Raw genomic sequence first — 19,065 nt, forward strand, 5'->3', positions numbered from 1 at the left:
GCGGCCTTTGCGGCCGTTCACTTCCCACGGGCGCGGCGGCCTACATCACCGCGCCGATCTGCCAGGGCACGAACTCGGCATCGCCGTAGCCCAGTTCCTCGGACTTGGTGTGGGCGCCGGAGGCAACCGCCAGCACCTTGTCGAAGATCTCGCGGCCCTTCTCCTCCAGCGACACGCCATCGAGCACGTCGCCGCAATTGATGTCCATGTCCTCTTCCATCCGGCGATAGATGTCGGAATTGGTGGCGAGCTTGATGGAGGGGGTGGGCTTGGCGCCGAAGGCGGAGCCGCGACCGGTGGTGAAGCAGATGACGTTCGCCCCGCCCGCCACCTGCCCGGTGGCGGCCACCGGATCGTAGCCGGGGGTGTCCATGAAGACGAAGCCGGCATCCGTCACCGGCTCGGCATATTCATAGACCGCGCGCAGGGTGGAGGAACCGCCCTTGGCGGCGGCGCCCAGCGACTTCTCCAGAATGGTCGTGAGCCCGCCCGCCTTGTTGCCGGGCGAGGGATTGTTGTTCATCTCCCCCGCATTGCGGGCGGTGTACTCCTCCCACCACTTGATGCGGGCGACCAGCTTCTCGCCGACCTCGCGGGTCGCGGCACGGCGGGTCAGCAGGTGCTCGGCCCCGTAGATCTCCGGCGTCTCGGAGAGAATGGAGGTACCGCCCTGCGCCACCAGCAGGTCGGAAGCCACCCCCAGCGCGGGGTTCGCCGTGAGCGCCGAATAGCCATCCGAGCCGCCGCACTGGAGCGCCAGCACGATCTCGGACGCCGGCCGGGCCTCCCGCTGGGCGGCGGCGGCGCGGGGCGCCATCTCCTTCAGCGTGCCGAGGATGTGCTCCACCGTGCGGCGCGTGCCGCCCTCGTCCTGGATGGTGAGGGTGCGAAAGCCGTCCGCCTCCTCCACCCCATATTCCTGCTTGAAGCGGGCGATCTGGAACATCTCGCAGCCGAGCCCCACCATCACCACGGCGGCGAAGTTGGGGTGGGTGGCATAGCCCCAGAGGGTGCGCGAGAGCACGTCATAGCCCTCGCCCTTGGAGGCCATGCCGCAGCCGGTGCCGTGGATGATGGGCACGATGCCGTCGATGCCTGGAAAGTCCGCGAGGATGCCGGAGCGCTCCGCCGCCTGCGCCGCGAACCGCGCCACTGAGGCCGAGCAGTTCACGCTGGTGAGGATGCCGAGATAGTTGCGCGTGCCGGTGCGCCCGTTGGAGCGGCGGAAGCCCATGAAGTGGGCGCGCTCGGCCTCCGGCACCAGCACATCGTCGCGGGCGTCGGCGGCGAAGGCGTAGTCGCGGGCGAAATCGTGCAGCACCACATTGTGGGTGTGGATGTGGGCACCGGGGGCGATGTCCTCGCTGGCAAAGCCGATGACCTGGCCGAACTTCACCACCGATGCGCCGGCGGGAATGGGCTCGATGGCCACCTTGTGGCCGCGCGGGATGCGCTGGGTGGCGACGATGCCCGCGACCGAACCGCCGGGCGCAACCTCGTCCAGCGCCACCGCCAGATTGTCCTTCGCAGAAAGCCGAAGGGTGCGTGGCGCCATGCCCGCCTCCATCCCCATGAGCACGTCTCCCCGACCTGTTTCACGGCCACTCTCGGACCCGCGCCTTCGTTGACGCTCTTGATATGCTAATATATTAGTATGGAAGACCTCGCAAGAGCGGGCAGGCTGCCGGGGAGGCTGGAACGGTGGTGGTGACGGGGGCGGATCTCAGGCGCAGGCCGGCGCTTCGCAGCGAGAATGTCCGTGCGGCGCCGGCATCCTCACGCATCCACGCCGCCCTGCGCGACGACATCGTGGCCATGACCCTTCCGCCCGGCGCGCCGCTGCAAGAAAAGCAGATCGCCCTCGCCTACGGCGTCAGCCGTACGCCGGTGCGCGAGGCCATCCTGAAGCTCGCCGACGAGCGGCTGGTGGACATCTTTCCCCAGTACGGCACCTTCGTCTCGCGCATCTCGGTGCCGGCGGTGCGCGACGCCATGATCATCCGCAACGCGCTGGAACGCACCAGCGTGCGCGAGGCGGCGGCCCATGTGGCGACGCTGCCGGAGAAGGCGCGGCGGGTGGCGATGGCGCCGCTCCTCGCCACCCTGCGCCAGCAGCGCGCCGCCCACCGCGCCGGGGCGCTGGCGGAGTTCCACGCCGCCGACGAGGCCTTCCACCAGATCATCGCGGAGCTTGCCGGCCACCCGAACATCTGGCGGGTCATCCGGCAGGAAAAGGCGCACGTGGACCGCTGCCGCCTCCTCACTTTGCCCTCCCCCCAGCGCCGCGCCAGCGTCATCGCCGAGCACCAGATGGTGGCCGATGCCATCGGCGAGGGCGATGCGGATGGGGCGGAAAAGGCCATGGCGGCCCATCTCGGCCGGGTCATCCCCAGCGTCGAGGATCTGGGCGCCGCCCACCCCGATTATTTCGAGGCGGAAGGTGCGCCCGCCGATGCCGTGAACGCGAGGTGAGTTCCGTGTCCAGCCTCCTCCATCCCGATCGCCTGCTGCCCGCCGATCCGTCCGTGCGCGCGGTGGCCCGCCGGCTCTATGGGGAGGTGGAGACGCTGCCCATCGTCTCGCCCCACGGCCACACCGACCCGCGCTGGTACGCCTTCAACGAGAACTTCCCCGATCCCGCGCGGCTGTTCGTGGTGCCGGACCATTATGTGTTCCGGATGCTCTACAGCCAGGGCATCCCCCTGGAAAAGCTCGGTGTTCCCCGCGCGGACGGCGGCGAGACGGAGCAGGATGGGCGGGCCATCTGGCGCCTGTTCGCGGCCAACTACCACCTGTTCCGTGGCACCCCCACGCGGGCATGGCTGGACCATGCCTTCGCCACCCTGTTCGGTCTTGAGGAGCGTCTCAGCGAGAAGACCGCAGATGCCGCCTACGACCTCATCGCCGATAAGCTGCAACAGGAGGCGTTCAGGCCCCGCGCCCTGTTCGAGCGCTTCAACATCGAGGTGATCGCCACCACCGAGAGCCCGCTGGACGACCTTTCCGCCCATGCGGAAATCCGCGCCAGCGGCTGGGGCGGGCGAGTGGTGACGGCCTATCGGCCCGATCCGGTGGTGGACCCGGAGTTCGAGGGCTTCACCACGAACCTGCGCCGCTTCGGCGAGATCACAGGGGAGGACACCTTCTCCTGGCCGGGCTATCTTGCCGCCCACCGCAAGCGGCGCGCCTTCTTCAAGACCTTCGGCGCCACCTCCAGCGACCACGGCCACCCCACCGCCGCGACCTTCGACCTGCCGCCGCAGGAGGCCGAGGCACTGTTCCGCCGTGTCACCGGCAATGCACCCGTGAGCGCGCAGGATGCCGAGCTGTTCCGCGGCCAGATGCTCACCGAGATGGCGCGCATGAGCCTGGAGGACGGGCTGGTGATGCAGATCCATCCCGGCGCGGTGCGCAACCACAACGGCCAGATCTTCGCCCGCTTCGGCCGGGACAAGGGGGCGGACATCCCCTCCCCCACCGAATATGTGCGCGCGCTGAAGCCGCTGCTGGACCGCTTCGGCAACGAAGCCGGCCTCACCATCATCCTCTTCACGCTGGATGAGACGAGCTACGCGCGGGAGCTGGCGCCGCTGGCCGGCCATTACCCGGCGCTGCGGCTCGGCCCGGCGTGGTGGTTCCATGACAGCCCGGAGGGCATGAAGCGCTTCCGCGCCATGACAACCGAGACTGCCGGCTTCTACAACACCGTGGGCTTCAACGACGACACCCGCGCCTTCCCCTCCATCCCCGCCCGGCATGACGTGGCGCGGCGCATCGATTGCGGCTTCCTCGCCGAGCTCGTGTGCGAGCACCGGCTGGACGAGGACGAGGCGGTAGAGGTGGCGCGCGATCTGGCCTATGGGCTCGCCAAGAAGGCCTACAGGCTTTGAGCCCCCGGCTCTCGCTTTCGACCCTCGCCGACCTGCCCGCCGCCGTCGCCCGCCCGGCGTATGACATTGCGGCGGCGGAGGTGGGGGTGGTGCATCTGGGCGTCGGCGCCTTCCACCGCGCCCATCAGGCGGCCTATCTCGACGCCATCCTCGCGCGCGGGCACACGGGCTGGGCCATCTGCGGCGCCAGCCTGCGCTCGCCCGACACCTCGGACGCGCTCGATCCGCAGGATGGCCTCTACACGCTCGCCGAACGCTCGGGCGCGGGGGACAAGCTGCGCGTCATCGGATCGCTCCGCCGGCTGCTGGTGGCGCCGCGCGATCCCGAGGCGCTGCTGTCGGCCATGTCCGATCCGCGCGTGCGCATCGTCACCCTCACCGTCACCGAAAAGGGCTATTGCCACGATCCCGCCTCGGGCACGCTGGACGAGGCGCACCCGGACATCCGCGCCGATCTGGCGAACCCGCACCGGCCGGTGAGCGCGCCCGGCTTTCTGGTGGAGGCCCTCGCCCGCCGCCGCGCCGCCGGCATCGCCCCCTTCACCGTGCTCACCTGCGACAACCTCCCGGCCAACGGCAAGACCGTGGCGCGGGTGACGGCCCGCCTCGCGGCCCTGCGCGACGATGATCTCGGCCGCTTCGTCGCGGGTGAGGTCGCTTTCCCTTCCACCATGGTGGACCGCATCGTGCCCGCCACCACGGACGACGACCGCGCGCTGGTGGCCGCCGGGCTGGGGATGGGAGATGCGTGGCCGGTGATGGCCGAGCCCTTCACCCAATGGGTGGTGGAGGACCATTTCCCCCTCGGCCGGCCGCCTCTGGAGGAGGTGGGCGTGGAGCTGGTGTCGGACGTGGCGCCGTTCGAGCACATGAAGCTGCGCCTGCTGAACGGCGCCCATTCCACCCTCGCCTATCTCGGCTATCTCGCGGGCCACGCCACCATCGCCGACACCATGGCGGTGCCCGCCTTCGCCCGGTTGGTGGCGCGCCTTCAGGATGAGGAGGTGACGCCCACGCTGCATCTGCCCGCGGGCGTGGATGTGGCCGCCTACAAGCGCGCGCTTCGGGAGCGGTTCGCCAATCCGGCGCTCAGGCACCGCACGTGGCAGATCGCCATGGACGGCTCTCAGAAGCTGCCCCAGCGCCTCGTCGCCACCGCGCGCGACCGCCTCGCGACGGGTGCGCCCATCCCGCTCCTCGCCCTCGGCGTCGCCGGATGGATGCGCTACGTGACCGGGCGGGACGAGCAGGGTGGCATGATCGACGTGCGCGACCCCCTCGCCGCCCGCCTGAAGGCGCTGGCGGACGAGGCCGGTCCCGATGCGACGCGGCTCGCGCCGGCGCTTCTCTCGGTGCGCGAGGTGTTCGCCGACCTCGGCGCCGACCCGCGCTTCGCCGGCCCGGTGCGCGAGGCGCTGGCCCGCCTCATGGCGCGCGGTGCCGCGGCGACGGTGGAGGAGATGGCGGGCGGGTGAAGCCCTCCCGGCGCCGGTCAGAGACCGGGGCCGAGGGCACACGAGGCGCCCGCGCCGCTCAGTGCTTGTTGTTGGAGAGCTTGTCCGACCAGGCCAGCACCAGGCTCGATCCCACGAACACCATGTGGATGATGACCAACCACATGAGCGTGTTCTCGCTCATGTTCCCCTTGTCGAGGTTCATGAAGGCCTTGAGCAGCTGGATGGCCGAGATGGCGACGATGGAGGCCAGCAGCTTCTGCTTGAGGCCGGTGAAGTCCACCCGCGTCATCCAGTCCGGCCAGTCGGGGTGGCCGTCGGGATCGATCTTCGACACGAAGTTCTCGTAGCCGGAGAAGATGACGATCACCACGAGGTTGCAGGTGAGCGTCAGGTCTACCAGAGCGAGGATGCCGAGGATGATGTCGCTCTCGGTGGCCGAGACCGCGTGCAGCACGAAGTGCAGCAGCTCGTGGCCGAACTTGAACAGCAGCACCAGCATGCCCACGACGAGGCCGACATAGAAGGGCGCGAGAATCCAGCGGCTGCGGAACAAGATCCCTTCGATCACCCGCTCGATCATCCCTCACCCCCGCTTTCCCCCGGCGCATGATGCACCGCAACGAGCCGCGGCAAGGGGTGCCACGGCGCGCGCGCGAGGGCAAGCGGGCAAATTCGGCAGGCGCGGCCCCCGGAAGGGTGTGCCCTACTCCTTCACCGCTCCGGTCATGGACGAGACGTAATAGTCCACGAAGAAGGAATAGAGGATCACCACCGGCAGCGAGCCGATGAGGGCGCCGGCCATCAGCGATCCCCATTCATAGACGTCCGACCGCACCAGCTCGGTGAGCACGCCCACCGGCACGGTCTTGTTCTCCGACGACTGGATGAAGGTGAGCGCGTAGATGAATTCGTTCCACGACAGGGTGAAGGAGAAGATGCCCGCCGAGATCAGCCCCGGCACCGAGAGCGGCAGCAGCACCTTGATGAGGATCTGCCAGCGCGAGGCGCCGTCCACCAGCGCGCACTCTTCCAGCTCGAACGGGATGGAGCGGAAGTAGCCCATCAGCAGCCAGGTGGAGAAGGGCACGAGGAAGGTGGGGTAGGTGAGGATCAGCGCCAGCTTGGTGTCGTAGATGCCGAGGCCGAACACCATGATGGCGAGCGGAATGAACAGGATGGAGGGCGGCACCAGATAGGCGAGGAAGATGCCGAGGCCGACCCAGCGCGAGCCGTTGAAGCGCAGGCGCTCAATGGCATAGGCCGCGAACACGCTCGTCACCAGCGAGATGACGGTCGCCGCCACCGAGATGTAGACCGTGTTCCACAGCCAGTGGGGATAAGAGGTCTCGAACAGGAGATACTTGATGTGCTCCAGCGTCGGCTCCACCACCCAGAGCGGGGAGTAGTTGTTGTAATCGGTGAGCTGGAAGTTCGGTTTGATGGCGGTGATCGCCATCCAGTAGAACGGGAACAGCAGCACGAAGACAAAGACGATGAGCGGCAGGAAGACGGTGACGACCCGCCGGGGCAGGCTGTCGAGATAGCTCATGCCCGTGGAATTGTCGGTCATCTCAACGGGTTGGGGCTGGGCCATGGGGGTCCTCGCAGAATTGGGGGGCGGCGCGCGGGGCTTTGAGGGCGGGCTCAGTCGGCCCCGCCCTGCTGCCACTTGCGGCGCTGCAGGCCGAAATAGCTGAACAGGATCGCCGCCAGCAGGAAGGGGATCATGGCCACGGCGATGGCCGCGCCCTCGCCCAGCGAGCCGCCGGGAATGGCGCGCTGGAAGGAGAGCGTCGCCATGAGGTGGGTGGAATTCAGCGGGCCGCCGCGGGTCAGCACGTAGATCAGCTGGAAATCGGTGAAGGTGAACAGCACCGAGAAGGTCATCACCACCGCGATGATCGGCGAGAGCATGGGCAGCGTGATGTAGCGGAAGCGCTGCCAGTTGGTGGCGCCGTCCAGCGTCGCCGCCTCGTGCAGCGAGGGCGAGATGGTCTGGAGGCCCGCCAGCAGCGAGATGGCGACGAAGGGAATGCCGCGCCAGACATTGGCCGCGATGACCGAGGCGCGGGCGTTGGTGACGTCGCCGAGGAAGTTGATGGGCGCGGAGATGAGCCCCATCTTGATGAGCGCCCAGGAGATGATCGAATACTGGCTGTCGAAGATCCACCAGAAGGCGATGGCCGAGAGCACGGTGGGCACTACCCACGGCAGCAGCACCACGGCGCGGAAGAAGGCCTTGAACGGCAGGTTCTCGTTGAGCAGCAGCGCCAGCCACAGGCCGAGGCCGAACTTCAGGATCGAGGCGGCGATGGTGTAGAGGAGCGTGTTGAACACCACCAGCCAGAACAGGCTGTCGCCCCAGAGCGACTCGTAGTTCTCGAGGCCGATGAACACGCCCTCGCGGCCGATGCGCGTGTCGGTGAATCCGAGCCACACGCCGAGGCCGAGGGGATAGGTGAGGAAGAACAGCAGGAAGACGGCCGCCGGCACCATGAAGGCGATGCCGAGCACGTGCCGGCCCTGACCGATGCCGGCCCAGAAGGACCGCTTGTGGGTCGGCTCAGCCGCTGCGACGTTGGCCATGAATGGGTCTCCGGAAGCATTTTGACGAGCGCCTCCCGACCGGGAGGGAAAGCCCCTCTCCCCTTGCGGGAGAGGGTGGATCGCGGCGCAGCCGCGAGACGGGTGAGGGGTTTGCTCCCCCCACCCCGCATCGGCCCTCACCTCCAGCCCTCACTCGCGAGTTGAGAGGGGAGGAGGATGAAGGCGTCTGTCCCGCCTCAGCGGTAGATGCGCTCGGCGCGCTGCTGGGCGCGCTTGGCGGCTTCTTCTGGCGTGCGCTGGCCGGTGGCGGCTTCCGCCACCATGTCCACGACGATCCAGTCGGCCATGGCCGCGGCCGACTTCGGCCCGAGCGGACCGGCGTAGCCGTTGGGCTGCAACGTCTCGGAGGCGAGCGCATAGGCGGCGTGGATGGGCTTGGAGGTCCACACCGGATTGTTGGAGAAGCTCTTCAGCGTCTGGCAGCAATAGGCGCTCGCGCCGGTCAGCCAGGCATTGTACTGGTCGGCCTGGAACATGAAGGCGAGATAGGCCTGCGCCGCCTTGGGGAACTTCGAATACTTGAAGATGCAGGCGGTGGTGGTCTGGTGCAGTTCCACCTTCTTGCCGACGGGGCCGACCGGGAAGTTGGTGGACTTCATGTCCGCCGCCATCTCGGCGAGCTTGGGGTCGTTGGCCGCCGCGTAATAGACCGACACGCCGTTCGCCGTCACCGACAGGTCGCCGGCGATGAAGGCGCGGTTGTTGTTCACGTCGAGCCAGCTCTCGGTGCCGGGGATGAAGGTCTTGTACAGCTCGGCCACGTATTTCAGGCCGGCCACGGTCTCCGGCGAGTTGATGACCACCTTGCCGCTCTCGTCCACCATCTTGCCGCCGTGGCTCCACAGCACCCAGTGGCAGAAGTTGTTGCCGTCACCCACGCCATGGCCCAGCGTGAAGCCCATGGGGTGGTTGTTGGCCTTGAGCGCCTTGCCAAGTTCGAGAAGGCCCTTGGTGTCCTTCGGGAATTCGGAGAAGCCCGCCTGCTTCACCCAGCTGTCGCGATAGACCACCGCGTTGCCGATGGTGGCGAGCGGCAGGCCGACGAAGCGGCCCTTGACCGTCGCATAGGCCGCGCAGGCCGGATAATAGCCGCCATACTGCTTGGCGAGGCTGTCGGCGAGGTCGGTCACGTCGAGCAGCTTGTCGGGATACTGCTGGGCGTCGTCGAACCACACCCACACGATGTCAGGGCCGGAGCCCACGTTGGCGGCGACGGCGGCCTTGGGACGGATGTCCTCCCAGCTCTCCTTGTCGATGCGCACCTCGATGCCGGTGGCCTCGGTGAACTTCTTGGTGTTGGCGATCCAGGCGTCTTCCTCGCCCTTCACGAACGGCGACCAGCGCAGCAGGCGCAGCGAGGCGCCGGCCTCCGGCTCGAACTTGGCGACAGCCTGGGCGATGGCCTCCTTGGTGGAGAGCATGGGCAGGGCCATGGCGCCGGCCGCAAGGCCCGCGCCGCTCATGAGAAGGTCACGTCTGGAAATGGTCATTGGTCTTCCTCCCGTGAAGCGTTTCCTCGAGGATGGGCCGTTTCGGACGACAGTCTCGAACGGTCTTCTTTCCCCCTGATCGTACCGAAGCCCGGCACGGTACCGGACCTTGTCAGAGGCGACTGCCGGTCGCCTCGTCAAAAAGATGTGTGAGGCCCGGCTGCGGCGCGATGCGGATCGTCTCGCCGGGGCTGAAGCTCAGCCGCTCGCGGAACAGGCAGGTGATCTCCTGCGCCGCGGCCCCCTCGCCCAGACGGGCGACGACCAGGATCTCCGAGCCGGTGGGCTCGGTGACCACCACCTGCGCCGGCACGCCCGCGGGATCGAGGCGGATGTGCTCGGGGCGCAGGCCGTAGACCACCTTCTGCCCGTCGGCGAGGCCCTGCGCGTCCGGCAGGGGCACCTCGACGCCGCTGTCCGTCACCAGCATGGGATTGGCGCCGAGCCGCACCTTGCCCTTGACGAAGTTCATGGAGGGCGAGCCGATGAAGCCGGCGACGAACTGGTTGGCGGGCCGGTCATAAAGGTCGAGCGGGGCGCCGATCTGCTCCACGATGCCGTCGTGCATCACCACGATCTTGTCGGCCATGGTCATGGCCTCGATCTGGTCGTGGGTGACGTAGACCGTGGTGGTCTTCAGCCGCTGGTGCAGTTCCTTGATCTCGGTGCGCATCTGCACGCGCAGCTGGGCGTCGAGATTGGAGAGCGGCTCGTCGAACAGGAACACCTGCGGATCGCGCACGATGGCGCGGCCCATGGCGACGCGCTGGCGCTGGCCGCCGGAGAGCTGGCGGGGGTAGCGGTCGAGCAGCTTGGTGAGGTTCAGGATCTCGGCGGCGCGCTGGACCCGGCTCTCGATCTCGGACTTCGGGGCTTTGCGCAGCTTCAGCGAGAAGCCCATGTTGTCCGCCACCGTCATGTGCGGATAAAGCGCGTAGTTCTGGAACACCATGGCGATGTCCCGTTCCTTCGGCGGCATCTCGTTGATGACGCGATTGCCGATCAGGATTTCGCCACCGGAGATGTTTTCGAGGCCGGCGATCATGCGCAGCAGCGTGGACTTGCCGCAGCCCGAGGGGCCGACCAGGACCACGAACTCACCGTCGCGGATGTCCACGTCCACGCCATGGATGACCTGCGTCGACCCATAGGCCTTCTTCACACCGCGAATGTCCACGGTCGCCATGCAGCGTCCTCTCCCCTCGCCGTTTCCTCGTGCCGCGCGGGGGCCCTTGAGGACCTTGCCCGATGCAGCCGCACCATTCTTGGGCCGGAACAGACCTCCGGCCGGGCGCCCCTTCCGGAACGCGGCGCGATCATGGTGCGAGGCGAGAACGGGATCAAGTGGAAATTTAAAACGATTGAAGCTCCATTGGACGAAGGTCTGATATGGGGCTAGAGATACCCCTCCCGCCGAGGGGATGGCCGTTTCCGGCCGTGCTCTGCGGGCTCCGGCGCGGGTTCAGGGGGCGGCGCTCCCGCCGGCCCGCCGGTGACATTTCCATCCGTTTTTCCTGCCCAGCCGCCATAGCGGAGACTTGCGATGACCGGATCTGCCATGACCGATGCCGCCCGCCCGGCCCTTCTCCTCACCGGCTCCGTGATGGAGGAGGTCGTCGAGCGCCAGCTTTCCGGCCGCTTCACCCTGGTGCCGCTGGAGGCCCTGAACGACAGCAATGCCGGCGCGGTCGAGGCCATCGCCACCCGCGGCAAGGTGAAGGTGGACGACGCGCTCATGGCGCGCCTGCCCAACCTGAAGATCGTCGGCAATTTCGGCGTCGGCTACGACACGGTGGACGCGGCGGCGGCGGCGAAGCGCGGCGTGATCGTCACCAACACGCCGGACGTGCTGAACGAGGAGGTGGCCGACCTCACCCTCGGCCTGCTGCTCGCCACCGTGCGGCAGATCCCCCAGGGCGACCGTTTCGTGCGCTCGGGACAGTGGACCAAGGGCGCCTTTCCCCTCGGCCCCACCCTGCGCGACCGCACCGTGGGCATCCTCGGCATGGGCCGCATCGGCAAGGCCATCGCCAAGCGGCTTGAGGCCTTCTCCGTGCCCGTCGTCTATCACAGCCGGCGGCCGCAGGCGGACGTGGCCTATCGCCATTATCCCGACCTCGTGGAGATGGCGCGGGCGGTGGACGTGCTGGTGGCGATTCTTCCCGGCGGACCGGCCACGCGCCACATCATCAATGCCGAGGTGCTGGCGGCGCTGGGCGCCAACGGCATCCTCATCAACGTGGCGCGCGGCACCGTGGTGGACGAGGCGGCGCTGCTTTCGGCGCTTAAGTCGGGCACCATCCTCGCCGCCGGCCTCGACGTGTTCGAGGACGAGCCCAACGTGCCGGAGGCCTTCTTCGCCCTCGACAACGTGGTGCTGCTGCCGCACGTGGGCTCCGCCACCCACTTTACCCGCGCCGCCATGGGACAATTGGTGGTGGACAACATCCTCTCCTTCTTCGACGGCAAGGGGCCGCTGACCCCCGTCGCGGAGACGCCCTGGCCGCGGGGCTGACCCACGGACGCCCCCGGGCTGCGACGCGCCGGTCCTCGCGCCGGCGCGCGTGCCTGATGATCCCCTGCCCGCGCGGTGCTAAACTCGCAGCGCGACGCGGCGGGGCGACCGGGGCGCGGGTCGTCGTGGAGGGCAGCATGGCGCATCTGAACGATTTTCCGCGGGTTCAAACGCGCCGCGGCGCGCTGTGCCGCGTGCTTGCTGCCCCTCTCCTTGCCGCCCCCCTTCTTGCCGCCCCCCTTCTTGCCGGCCTGATCGCCATCGCGCCTGCTTTCGCCCAGAAGGCCGATCCGGCCGCGAAGCCGCCGGCCGCCACCGTGGCGCCGAAGCTCGATCCCGCTGTGCGTGAGGCGGCGGCCCGCATGGCCGCGCCGCTCCGGCTCTCCAGCGCCGACGGCGCACGCGGCTGCGCCTTCGCCCTGAAGCCCGACGCCGCCGGCCCCGGCCTCGCGGTGGAGTTCGACCGGCCCGCCTGCGCCGACATCGGCTTTTCCGCGCAGGTCGTCGCCTGGCTGCCCGATCCCTCCGGCTCCATCCGCCTTCTCAATGCGCAGGGCCGCACCGTCGCCGAGTTCACCGAGGGCACCGAAGGCAGCTACGAGGCGCTGCGCGAAGGCGACGGCGTCTATTTCCTCGCCAACCCCGCCGTGGCCGAAGGCACCGAGCTGAAGCCCGAGGAAGTGGTCGGCGACTGGGACCTCGCCCGACAGGTGGGGACGCCCGTGTGCCGGGTGACGCTCCTCGATTCGCCGGCCAAGGGCGGCGGGTTCCGCCTGAGCATCGCCAGCGGCTGCGATGCGGCCCTGCTGCGCTTCGGTCCCACCGCGTGGGACATCGAGGGCGGCAACATCCTCGTGCGCGGCGAGGGCGGCGCCTCGGTCATCCGCTTCGCCCGGCAGGAAGACGGCGGCTGGGCCCGCACGCCGGAACGCGGGCGCCCGCTGCTGATGACGCGCCCCTGACACTCGGGCATCGGCCCCGACCTCGCGCCGGGGCAGCCTCCGCGGTCGGCCCCTATGGCCGTTCCGACCGACCCGGGCGTGCTCCGAGTCACGCCCATGAGTCACCCGTGTGACGGGCCCTGTGATCGGAAAGCGTCACCTCGCCGGATCATAATACCATTTCCATGGCCTTTTTGAGGCGCCCGACCCCTTTCCCGGCACATCATTTTCCTGGCAGGAACGGGCCGCCGTACCGTTTCGGGACAGTGCGTTGCAACCATGCAACAGCAGAATCCAGCAACTGCAACGGTTTGCCTAAAGCGGATGCAATCGCTGCCTCAAATTTCGCATTGGACTTGAAGCCGCGACCTGATTTTTATCATTCCAGATCGCTGCGGGGAAAACCGTTATGAACAAGATTGCAGTCGTGGCCGCTTCCATGCTCCTGGCCGGAGCCGCTTCCGTGGGTGCCGCCGGCGCCGCGGACCTGAGCTCTCCCATGCCCGTGAAGGCCGCTCCGGCGCCTGAGACTCCCCTGTGGGACGTGGCGTTCGGCGTGAAGCTCGGCACCGACTACGTGTTCCGCGGCATCTCGCAGACCGACGGCAACCCCACCGTTCAGGGTTATGCCGAGCTGCGCCTGTTCGACTGGGTCTACGCCGGCATCTTCGCCTCGAACGTGGACTTCCCCCCGATCAACCAGTTCGGCGGCTTCACCGGCCTGACCGACGCCTCGGCTGAGATCGACCTGTACGGCGGCCTGCGCCACACCTGGGGCGCCTTCACCGCTGACGTCGGCTTCGTCTACTACTACTATCCCGGCGAGATCGCCGTGAACTCGCTCGGCGCGGGCATTCCCTCGGTCAACATCGACTACTGGGAAGTCTACTTCAAGCCGACCTACGTCTTCAACGACGTGTTCACCGTCGGCGCCAACCTCTACTACACCAACAGCTACGCGGGCTCCGGCTCCACCGGCACCTACCTGTCGGGCACTGCCAAGATCGACTTCACCAAGTGGAGCCCGGTCAAGGACGTGGGCTTCTACATCTCGGGTGAGCTCGGCTATCAGTGGCTCGGTCAGACCGACCTCGGCAACATCTTCGTCGCCAACTACGAGCTGCCCTCCTACACCACCTGGAACGTGGGCGCCGCCTTCACCTACAAGGCCGCCACCCTCGACCTGCGCTACTACGGCAGCACCCTCACCTCCAGCCCGTCCTACGTGTCCGGCGTCGGCTTCGCCTCCATGGGCACCTGCGGCGTGATCTCGGGCCTGAAGAACGTCTGCGGCGACCGCTACGTGGCCAGCCTCTCCTTCGACACCTCCTTCCTCGCTCTCAAGTGAGGTCGGCCGGGTCGCCTGACCCGGGTCGAGACAGAACAAAGGCGTCGCGCTCTGCGCGGCGCCTTTTTCTTTTGGCACAAGGGCTCAGGACGGCCATTGCAGCCACACGGCGTCATGCTCCGGCCCGTCCGGGGCATCCACCGGCTCGCACGGACGGTGCCGGGTCTCGACGTGGCAGCCCGGCCGCGCCGTGGATCGCCTGCACGAGGCGGGCGATGACGGTTGGGAATACCTGCCGGCGCTCCCCTGCCCTCACCGCCCCTACCGCCCCGGCAGCACCAGCACTGTGCGGGTCTTGGGCAGGGTCTCCCGGCTGAGCAGCACGAACGGCTCGGCGGAGCGCTGAACCGTCCATTCCTGCCCCAGCCGCGCCAGGAAGCGCTCCAGCCCGTACTGGCTGAAGTAGTGCATGGGGATGACCAGCGGCGCGTTGATGGATTTCAGCACCTCCACCATGCCTTCGAGATCGAGCGTGTAGGAGCCGTCCACCGGCGCGAGCACCACGTCGATGCGGCCCAGCGCCTCCAGGTGGTCCTTGGTCAGAAGGTGGTGCAGGTGCCCGAGATGGGCGATGCACACGCCCGCCACCTCGAACACGAACATGGAATTGCCGTCATATTCCGTCCCCGCCCCACGGCGGATGTTGGTGGGGACGTTGCGGATCCACACGTCCTCTACCGTCACCTCATGGTGCGCCGGCGCCCCGTCCCGCCCCCAGCCCTTCAGCACATATTCGATGCCGGGGTCGGGCGCGTCCGTGTAGTGGGTGTCGTGGGCATGGTTCATGGTGACGATGCGCGGCACCAGATTCGCCCGCACATAATCGTTGTAGTCGGTGACGATGCTGACCCCGGCCGGGCTCTCGATGAGGAAGCTCGCATGGCCGATGAAGGTCAGGTGCACCGGCCCCGTGGCCTCCGCGAGCCGCAGCATGGCCGCATCCAGCGCCGCAAGCCGCACCTTGGGCCGCTCGGCCACCATGCGCGGGCACTTTTCTGGCTGCGCCAGCGCGGTCCCTGCCGACAGCGCCAGCACCCCGAAGGCAGACGCGGCGAGGAGCGCGCGCAGACTTCCCCTGCGGCAGTTGGCAGCCACGGCATTCGGCATTGCGGCGAAGGCAGGGGACGACATGGCGGCTCCCATCGGTCGCGCCCGCCCCGCTCCGCGGGCATGGGCGGCGGCGAGGGGTGCTCGGATGTTCCGGCGAAATGCGGATGACACGATTGTGCCGTGTTGCGCCGCCCGCGCAATGTCGTCGCACGTAACGCCAGCGTGAGCCGCCCTGCCAGCCCCGCGCCGGCCGTGCGATCACGCCGCGCGACGCCCCCCATGGACCTTGCGCCCCGGATCGGCAATCGTGCGCCGCGGCGGCGACGGAGGCTGTTCGGGCCGCCCGGACGAAAGGGGAGGCTTCACAATGTCTTTCAACATGGTCATCGTTCAGCCGGCGGTCGCGCTGATTGCAGGAGTCCTGATCCTCGCCTTCCCGCGACTTCTGAACGTGCTGGTCGCCATTTACCTCATCATCGTGGGCGTCACCGGCCTCATGGGGCACTGATCCGCGACGGCTTCAGAAGGGGCCGCGCAGGAACGGCCGTCCGATTGCCCAGTTGATGCTTTGTGCGCTGCACGTTAAAGCATCCCGCCACTCTGCATAATCCCAAACGGGGCCAACCCACATGACGAAATGGGTCTACACCTTCGGCGACGGCAAGGCCGAGGGCAAAGCCGACATGAAGAACCTTCTCGGCGGCAAGGGCGCGAACCTCGCCGAGATGTCGAACCTCGGCCTGCCCGTCCCTCCCGGCTTCACCATCACCACCGAGGTGTGCACCTATTATTACGCCCACGGCCAAACCTATCCGGCCGAGCTGAAGGGCGAGGTGGAAGCCGCGCTCGCTCAGGTGGGCCAGCTCACCGGCAAGTCGTTCGGCGATGCGTCGAACCCGCTGCTCGTCTCGGTGCGCTCGGGCGCCCGCGCCTCCATGCCCGGCATGATGGACACGGTGCTGAACCTCGGCCTCAACGACGCCACCGTGGACGCGGTGGCCCGTCTCGCCGACCGGCGCTTCGCCTATGACAGCTACCGCCGCTTCATCACCATGTATTCCGACGTGGTGCTCGGCGTGGACCACCACCACTTCGAGGAGATCCTGGAGCACTACAAGCTCCAGCACGGCCACACCCTCGACACCGACCTCTCGGCGGACGACTGGGCGGCCCTGGTGGTGAAGTACAAGGCGAAGGTCGAGGCCGAGCTGGGCAAGCCCTTCCCGCAGGACCCGCACGAGCAGCTCTGGGGCGCCATCGGCGCCGTCTTCTCGTCCTGGATGAACGCCCGCGCCATCACCTACCGTCGCCTGCACTCGATTCCCGAGAGCTGGGGCACGGCGGTGAACGTGCAGTCCATGGTGTTCGGCAACATGGGCGAGACCTCGGCCACCGGCGTCGCCTTCACCCGCAATCCGTCCACCGGCGAGAACGCGCTCTACGGCGAGTTCCTGGTGAACGCCCAGGGCGAGGACGTGGTGGCGGGCATCCGCACCCCGCAGGACCTCACCGAGAAGGCCCGCAAGGCCGCCGGCTCCGACAAGCCCTCCATGGAAGTCGCCCTGCCCGACGCCTTCAAGGAGTTCGAGCGCATCTCGCATGTGCTCGAGAACCACTACCGTGACATGCAGGACCTCGAGTTCACGGTGGAGAAGGGCAAGCTCTGGATGCTCCAGACCCGCTCCGGCAAGCGCACCGCCAAGGCGGCCCTGCGCATCGCCGTGGAGCTGGCCGCGGAAGGGCTCATCACCGAGCAGGAGGCCGTCGGCCGGGTCGATCCCGCCGCGCTGGACCAGCTGCTCCACCCTGCCATCGATCCCAAGGCCGAGCGCAAGGTGATCGCCACGGGCCTGCCCGCCTCTCCGGGCGCGGCGGCCGGCGCCATCGTGTTCTCGGCGGATGAGGCCGAGGCGTGGAAGGAGCAGGGCCGGAAGGTCATCCTCGTCCGCGTCGAGACCTCGCCCGAAGACATCCACGGCATGCACGCCGCCCAGGGCATCCTCACCGCGCGTGGCGGCATGACCTCCCACGCGGCGGTGGTCGCGCGCGGCATGGGCAAGCCTTGCGTTTCCGGCGCCGGTGCGCTGCGCATCGACAATGCCGCCCAGACGCTGACCGTGAACGGCCAGACCTTCAAGAAGGGCGACCTCATCACCATCGACGGCGGCACCGGCCAGGTGCTGGCGGGCGAGGTGGCGATGCTCCAGCCGGAACTCTCCGGCGAATTCGCGACCCTGATGGGCTGGGCCGACAAGGTGCGCAAGCTCAAGGTCCGCGCCAATGCCGAGACCCCGGCGGACGCCCGCATGGCCCGTTCGTTCGGCGCCGAGGGCATCGGCCTGTCGCGCACCGAGCACATGTTCTTCGACGCCGGCCGCATCCTCGCCGTGCGCGAGATGATTCTCGCCGACGACGAGGCCGGCCGCCGTTCGGCGCTGGCCAAGCTCCTGCCCATGCAGCGCGACGACTTCGTCGAGCTGTTCGAGATCATGAAGGGCCTGCCGGTCACCATCCGCCTGCTCGACCCGCCGCTGCACGAGTTCCTCCCCCACACGGCGGAAGAGACGGCGGAGGTGGCGAAAAGCCTCGGCGTGGACATCGAGCGGGTGGAGCGGCGCTACAAGGAGCTGCACGAAGTGAACCCGATGCTCGGGTTCCGCGGCTGCCGCATCGCCATCGCCTTCCCCGAGATCGCAGAGATGCAGGCCCGCGCCATCTTCGAGGCGGCGGTCATCGCCGCCAAGTCGACCGGCGAGGCGGTGGTGCCCGAGGTGATGGTGCCCCTCATCGCCACCAAGGCCGAGTTCGACATCGTGGACAAGGTGATCCGCGACACCGCCAAGGCGGTGGAGCAGGAGACCGGCGCCACCCTCACCTTCCAGGTGGGCACCATGATCGAGCTGCCCCGCGCCGCGCTGCGGGCGGAGGAGATCGCCAAGGGCGCCGAATTCTTCTCCTTCGGCACCAACGACCTCACCCAGACCTGCTTCGGCGTGTCCCGCGACGACGCCGGTACCTTCCTCGGCCCCTATGTGCAGAAGGGCATTCTGGAGGTGGACCCCTTCGTCTCCATCGACGTGGACGGCGTAGGCGAGCTGGTGAAGATCGGCGTGGAGCGCGGCCGCAAGTCGCGTCCCGACATCAAGCTCGGCATCTGCGGCGAGCACGGCGGTGATCCGGCCTCGGTGGCCTTCTGCCACGAGGTGGGGCTCAACTACGTCTCCTGCTCGCCCTTCCGCGTGCCGATCGCCCGCCTCGCGGCGGCGCAGGCGGCGCTGAAGAAGTGAGCTTCCGGGGCGCCCCGCGATTAAGCCCGCGCGGCGCCTGAGCGTGCCCCTTGGCCTCGGTCGAAGACCGGGGCCGACGGCAAGATCCTGAAAAGGCCGCCTCAGGGCGGCCTTTTTGCTGTCCATTCGCGAGCGTGGCCGGAACCGTTGGCCTGCTGTACCGTTTCCTCCGCGCCCCCACGCGAGCGGGGCGGTATATCGGAGGGACACCATGCAAGAGGCGCAAGTGGGCTGGATCGCCGCCATCATCATCGGCGGCTTTGCCGGGTGGTTCGCCTCCATGTTCATGAAGAGCGACACCGGCCTCTTCACCAACATCATCCTCGGCATCATCGGCGCCGCCATCGCCAGCTTCCTGTTCGGGCTGCTGGGCGTGGGCTTCGCCGGCTGGCTCGGCTATCTCGTCGCCGGCTTCGTGGGTGCCTGCATCCTCATTGCCGGCGCACGGGCGGTCAGAGGCTGACCGCCCGGCCCTGACCG

The 19,065-nt window shown here is 68.2% G+C and carries 16 protein-coding genes; 9 read left to right on the forward strand and 7 right to left on the reverse strand.

Annotated elements, in window-relative coordinates:
- Nucleotides 1-40: 40 nt before the first annotated feature.
- A complete protein-coding gene (locus tag V5F74_RS05910; RefSeq protein WP_156026226.1) occupies nucleotides 41-1,555 on the reverse strand; it encodes a UxaA family hydrolase in 1,515 nt (504 codons plus the stop codon).
- Nucleotides 1,556-1,707: 152 nt separating this feature from the next.
- On the opposite strand from V5F74_RS05910, the gene V5F74_RS05915 reads away from it, so the two are divergent.
- From V5F74_RS05915 to V5F74_RS05925, 3 genes are read left to right on the forward strand one after another with little or no spacing between them, the layout of a single operon-like run.
- Complete coding sequence (locus V5F74_RS05915; RefSeq protein ID WP_394006824.1) at nucleotides 1,708-2,472, forward strand: GntR family transcriptional regulator; 765 nt, start codon at nucleotides 1,708-1,710, stop codon at nucleotides 2,470-2,472.
- Between the two features lie 5 nt (nucleotides 2,473-2,477).
- The gene (gene uxaC / locus V5F74_RS05920) at nucleotides 2,478-3,890 is read left to right on the forward strand and encodes a glucuronate isomerase (RefSeq protein WP_394006826.1); all 1,413 of its coding nucleotides are present in this window, start codon (nucleotides 2,478-2,480) and stop codon (nucleotides 3,888-3,890) included.
- The gene (locus tag V5F74_RS05925; protein ID WP_394006828.1) at nucleotides 3,887-5,365 is read left to right on the forward strand and encodes a mannitol dehydrogenase family protein; all 1,479 of its coding nucleotides are present in this window, start codon (nucleotides 3,887-3,889) and stop codon (nucleotides 5,363-5,365) included. Before uxaC ends, V5F74_RS05925 begins: the two co-directional genes overlap by 4 nt.
- 58 nt (nucleotides 5,366-5,423) lie before the next feature.
- Here the strand turns inward: V5F74_RS05925 and V5F74_RS05930 are convergent, their stop codons facing one another.
- From V5F74_RS05930 to V5F74_RS05950, 5 genes are all read right to left on the reverse strand, one after another.
- Nucleotides 5,424-5,927 carry a TIGR00645 family protein gene (locus V5F74_RS05930; protein WP_197022919.1) on the reverse strand — a complete coding sequence of 168 codons (504 nt, stop codon included), beginning with the start codon at nucleotides 5,925-5,927 and terminating at the stop codon, nucleotides 5,424-5,426.
- Between the two features lie 123 nt (nucleotides 5,928-6,050).
- Nucleotides 6,051-6,941 carry a carbohydrate ABC transporter permease gene (locus tag V5F74_RS05935; RefSeq protein ID WP_029555259.1) on the reverse strand — a complete coding sequence of 297 codons (891 nt, stop codon included), beginning with the start codon at nucleotides 6,939-6,941 and terminating at the stop codon, nucleotides 6,051-6,053.
- Nucleotides 6,942-6,991: 50 nt separating this feature from the next.
- The gene (locus V5F74_RS05940; RefSeq protein ID WP_374251619.1) at nucleotides 6,992-7,843 is read right to left on the reverse strand and encodes a carbohydrate ABC transporter permease; all 852 of its coding nucleotides are present in this window, start codon (nucleotides 7,841-7,843) and stop codon (nucleotides 6,992-6,994) included.
- Nucleotides 7,844-8,130: 287 nt separating this feature from the next.
- Nucleotides 8,131-9,444, reverse strand: a complete 1,314-nt coding sequence (locus V5F74_RS05945) for an ABC transporter substrate-binding protein (RefSeq protein ID WP_029555260.1) — start codon at nucleotides 9,442-9,444, stop codon at nucleotides 8,131-8,133.
- A 112-nt stretch (nucleotides 9,445-9,556) separates the two neighbouring features.
- Nucleotides 9,557-10,630 (reverse strand): ABC transporter ATP-binding protein, encoded by a 1,074-nt coding sequence (locus V5F74_RS05950; RefSeq protein WP_250167184.1) that lies wholly within the window; start codon nucleotides 10,628-10,630, stop codon nucleotides 9,557-9,559.
- 357 nt (nucleotides 10,631-10,987) lie between these two features.
- On the opposite strand from V5F74_RS05950, the gene V5F74_RS05955 reads away from it, so the two are divergent.
- The 3 genes from V5F74_RS05955 to V5F74_RS05965 all read left to right on the forward strand — a co-directional run bounded on the left by V5F74_RS05955 (nucleotide 10,988) and on the right by V5F74_RS05965 (nucleotide 14,248).
- The gene (locus V5F74_RS05955; RefSeq protein ID WP_394006831.1) at nucleotides 10,988-11,959 is read left to right on the forward strand and encodes a 2-hydroxyacid dehydrogenase; all 972 of its coding nucleotides are present in this window, start codon (nucleotides 10,988-10,990) and stop codon (nucleotides 11,957-11,959) included.
- A gap of 137 nt (nucleotides 11,960-12,096) precedes the next feature.
- Nucleotides 12,097-12,921 (forward strand): protease inhibitor Inh/omp19 family protein, encoded by an 825-nt coding sequence (locus V5F74_RS05960; RefSeq protein WP_394006832.1) that lies wholly within the window; start codon nucleotides 12,097-12,099, stop codon nucleotides 12,919-12,921.
- A 388-nt stretch (nucleotides 12,922-13,309) separates the two neighbouring features.
- A complete protein-coding gene (locus V5F74_RS05965) occupies nucleotides 13,310-14,248 on the forward strand; it encodes a TorF family putative porin (RefSeq protein WP_029555264.1) in 939 nt (312 codons plus the stop codon).
- 261 nt (nucleotides 14,249-14,509) lie between these two features.
- Here V5F74_RS05965 and V5F74_RS05970 read toward each other — a convergent pair whose 3' ends face one another.
- A complete protein-coding gene (locus V5F74_RS05970) occupies nucleotides 14,510-15,379 on the reverse strand; it encodes an MBL fold metallo-hydrolase (RefSeq protein ID WP_197022921.1) in 870 nt (289 codons plus the stop codon).
- 286 nt (nucleotides 15,380-15,665) lie between these two features.
- Here V5F74_RS05970 and V5F74_RS05975 point away from each other — a divergent pair, with 286 nt between their 5' ends.
- From V5F74_RS05975 to V5F74_RS05985, 3 genes are all read left to right on the forward strand, one after another.
- Nucleotides 15,666-15,806, forward strand: a complete 141-nt coding sequence (locus V5F74_RS05975; RefSeq protein ID WP_081762717.1) for a DUF3096 domain-containing protein — start codon at nucleotides 15,666-15,668, stop codon at nucleotides 15,804-15,806.
- A gap of 121 nt (nucleotides 15,807-15,927) precedes the next feature.
- Entirely contained in the window at nucleotides 15,928-18,585 is a 2,658-nt protein-coding gene (gene ppdK, locus V5F74_RS05980) for a pyruvate, phosphate dikinase (RefSeq protein ID WP_029555266.1), read from the forward strand.
- Nucleotides 18,586-18,796: 211 nt separating this feature from the next.
- Nucleotides 18,797-19,048 carry a GlsB/YeaQ/YmgE family stress response membrane protein gene (locus V5F74_RS05985; RefSeq protein WP_024280333.1) on the forward strand — a complete coding sequence of 84 codons (252 nt, stop codon included), beginning with the start codon at nucleotides 18,797-18,799 and terminating at the stop codon, nucleotides 19,046-19,048.
- The last annotated feature ends 17 nt before the right edge of the window (nucleotides 19,049-19,065 follow it).

The sequence above is a fragment of the Xanthobacter aminoxidans genome (assembly GCF_043193615.1).
Classification (GTDB): Bacteria; Pseudomonadota; Alphaproteobacteria; order Rhizobiales; family Xanthobacteraceae; genus Xanthobacter; species Xanthobacter aminoxidans.